Source organism: Pseudomonas agronomica, assembly GCF_025917275.1.
GTDB classification, from domain to species: domain Bacteria; phylum Pseudomonadota; class Gammaproteobacteria; order Pseudomonadales; family Pseudomonadaceae; genus Aquipseudomonas; species Aquipseudomonas agronomica.
The window spans coordinates 1-2,473 of record NZ_JAOSHO010000637.1; the positions used below are offsets into that span (position 1 = coordinate 1).

The 2,473-nt window shown below is 62.8% G+C and carries 2 protein-coding genes and 2 pseudogenes; all 4 read left to right on the forward strand.

All coding sequences use genetic code 11. The annotated features are described in order from the left end of the window. Positions 1-192 (forward strand): annotated as a pseudogene (locus OC610_RS25540) (5-carboxymethyl-2-hydroxymuconate Delta-isomerase); the annotation flags it as partial. A 51-nt stretch (positions 193-243) separates the two neighbouring features. Beyond that, positions 244-1,548, forward strand: coding sequence for an MFS transporter (locus OC610_RS25545; protein ID WP_264431804.1), 1,305 nt, complete (start codon positions 244-246; stop codon positions 1,546-1,548). 12 nt (positions 1,549-1,560) lie between these two features. Next, positions 1,561-2,364 (forward strand): 2-oxo-hept-4-ene-1,7-dioate hydratase, encoded by an 804-nt coding sequence (hpaH, locus tag OC610_RS25550; RefSeq protein WP_264431805.1) that lies wholly within the window; start codon positions 1,561-1,563, stop codon positions 2,362-2,364. A 15-nt stretch (positions 2,365-2,379) separates the two neighbouring features. Continuing rightward, positions 2,380-2,473: pseudogene (locus OC610_RS25555) on the forward strand (2-keto-3-deoxy-L-rhamnonate aldolase); the annotation flags it as partial.

Consider the following 2,473-nt stretch of genomic DNA (forward strand, 5'->3'; position numbering starts at 1 on the left):
GTCGGCCATGGCCGCGACCTGGCGACGCGGCAAAAAGTCGCCGAAAAACTGTTCGACGTGATCACCGCGCACTTCGCCGACCTGCAAGCCCAACGCCTGCTGGCCTTGTCATTCGAAATGGTCGAACTGCACGAGCAGCTCAACTTCAAGCAAAACAACGTGCACGCCTTTCTCAAGGCGCAGGTGGGCTGACACTCCCTACCCGTTCGTTCCATCGGCCTCTCAGACAAAAAGTATAAAACCATGAGCACAGCCCATACCGCCGACACCCTTGCCAGCATTGCCCGCGACCGCACCCACGGCACCATCACCTGGCGGCTGATGCCGCTGCTGTTGGTCTGTTACCTGTTTGCCCACCTCGACCGCATCAACATCGGCTTTGCCAAGATGCAGATGGGCGCCGACCTCAATTTCAGCGACACCGTGTATGGCTTCGGTGCCGGCCTGTTCTTCGTGGCTTACGCGTTGTTCGGCGTGCCGAGCAACATGGCCCTGGACCGTGTCGGCCCGCGGCGCTGGATCGCCACGCTGATGGTGGTGTGGGGCGCGCTGTCGACCTGCATGTTCCTGATCGACAGCGCGATGGGCTTCTATCTGCTGCGCTTTTTGCTCGGGGTCGCCGAGGCGGGTTTCTTTCCGGGCATCCTGGTGTTCCTGAACCGTTGGTACCCGGCCGGCCGGCGTGCACAAGTCACCGCCCTGTTTGCAATCGCGGTGCCCATGGCCGGAGTGATCGGCGGGCCGCTCTCGGGCGGCATCCTTGAGCATTTTCATGACTTGGGCGGCCTGCGTGGCTGGCAATGGATGTTCGTCATCGAGGGCACGCCGGTCATTCTCCTTGGGCTGGTGGTACTGAAATGCCTGCCAGACAGCTTCGAGACCGTCACCTGGCTGACGCCTGCGCAAAAGCAACAACTGCGCGAGCAACTGCACACCGAAGAACAGCGCAAATCCATCACTTCGTTCTCCGCGATTCTGAACAACCCGCAAGTATGGTTGCTGGTCGCGGTGTATTTCGCGGTGATGCTGGCGGTCAACACCCTGGCGTTCTGGATGCCGACGCTGATCCACGGCGCAGGAGTCGGGAGCGACGGCAAAGTCGGCCTGCTCAGTGCGGTGCCGTACCTGGCCGGGTGCTTTTTCATGATCGGCTGCGGGCGTTCATCCGATCGACACCGCGAGCGCCGCTGGCACCTGTGCGTGCCGTTGCTGATGTCCGCTGGCGGCATCGCCATCGCCGGGCTCGCCCCCGCGAACCCGGCCCTGGTGCTGGGCGGCCTGATCGTCGCCGGCATGGGCGCCAGTGCCGCGCTGCCGATGTTCTGGCAGTTGCCGCCAGCGTTCCTGTCCAACAGCACTCAAGCCGCCGGCATTGCCTTGATCAGTTCGTTCGGCAGCATCGCTTCGTTCTTCGCGCCCTACCTGATCGGCTGGGTGCGCGACACCACCCACAGCGCCAGCCTGGCCCTCTACGCCCTGGCCTTGCTCATTGCACTCGGTGGCTCGCTGGTGCTGCGCACCCAGGCCGCCGTCGTCAACCCTCACTAAGAGACTCTTGTCATGCTCGATCAACAGCTTATCCAGCAAGCCGCCGCCCGCCTCGACCAGGCCGAGCGTTCACGGGAACAGGTGCGCCAGTTTTCCCTGGAGCATCCGGCGATGACCCTCGACGACGCCTACGCCATCCAACGCGCCTGGGTTGCCCAGAAAATCAAGGATGGACGCAAGCTGGTCGGGCACAAGATCGGCCTGACCTCCCGCGCCATGCAGGTCTCTTCCAACATCACCGAGCCGGATTACGGCGCGCTGCTCGATGACATGTTCTTCGACGAAGGCACCGATATCCCCTTCGAGCGCTTTATCGTGCCTAGGGTCGAGGTCGAATTGGCGTTCATCCTGGGCAAACCGCTGAAAGGTCCGAACGTGACCGTGTTCGATGTGCTGGACGCCACCGAATGGGTGATCCCGGCGCTGGAAATCATCGATGCGCGGATCCAGCAAATCGACCCCCAGACCAAGGCGACGCGCAAGGTGTTCGACACCATTTCCGACAACGCGGCCAATGCCGGCGTGGTCATGGGCGGGCGCGCCGTGCGCCCCACTGAAATCGACCTGCGTAAGGTCCCCGCCGTGCTTTACCGCAACGGCGTGATCGAAGAATCCGGTGTCTCGGCCGCCGTGCTCAATCACCCGGCCAAGGGCGTGGCTTGGCTTGCCAATAAGCTGGCCGCCTATGACGTCACCCTGCAACCCGGTCAGATCATCCTCGGTGGCTCGTTTACCCGCCCCGTGGCGGCCAGCCCCGGCGATACCTTCCATGTCGACTACGACATGCTGGGCTCGATTGCCTGTCGTTTCGTGTAAGCGGAGGAACGCTCGATGGATATGCCTGTAAACACCTTCAAACAGCGCCTGCGCAGCGGTGAGGCCCAGATCGGCCTGTGGCTGGGACTGGCCGATGCCTACTGCGCAG

Coding starts and splice junctions, on each gene's coding strand:
- OC610_RS25545 (WP_264431804.1), top strand. CDS start 244: ATGAGCACAGCCCATACCGCCGACACCCTTGCCAGCATTGCCCGCGAC.
- hpaH (WP_264431805.1), top strand. CDS start 1,561: ATGCTCGATCAACAGCTTATCCAGCAAGCCGCCGCCCGCCTCGACCAG.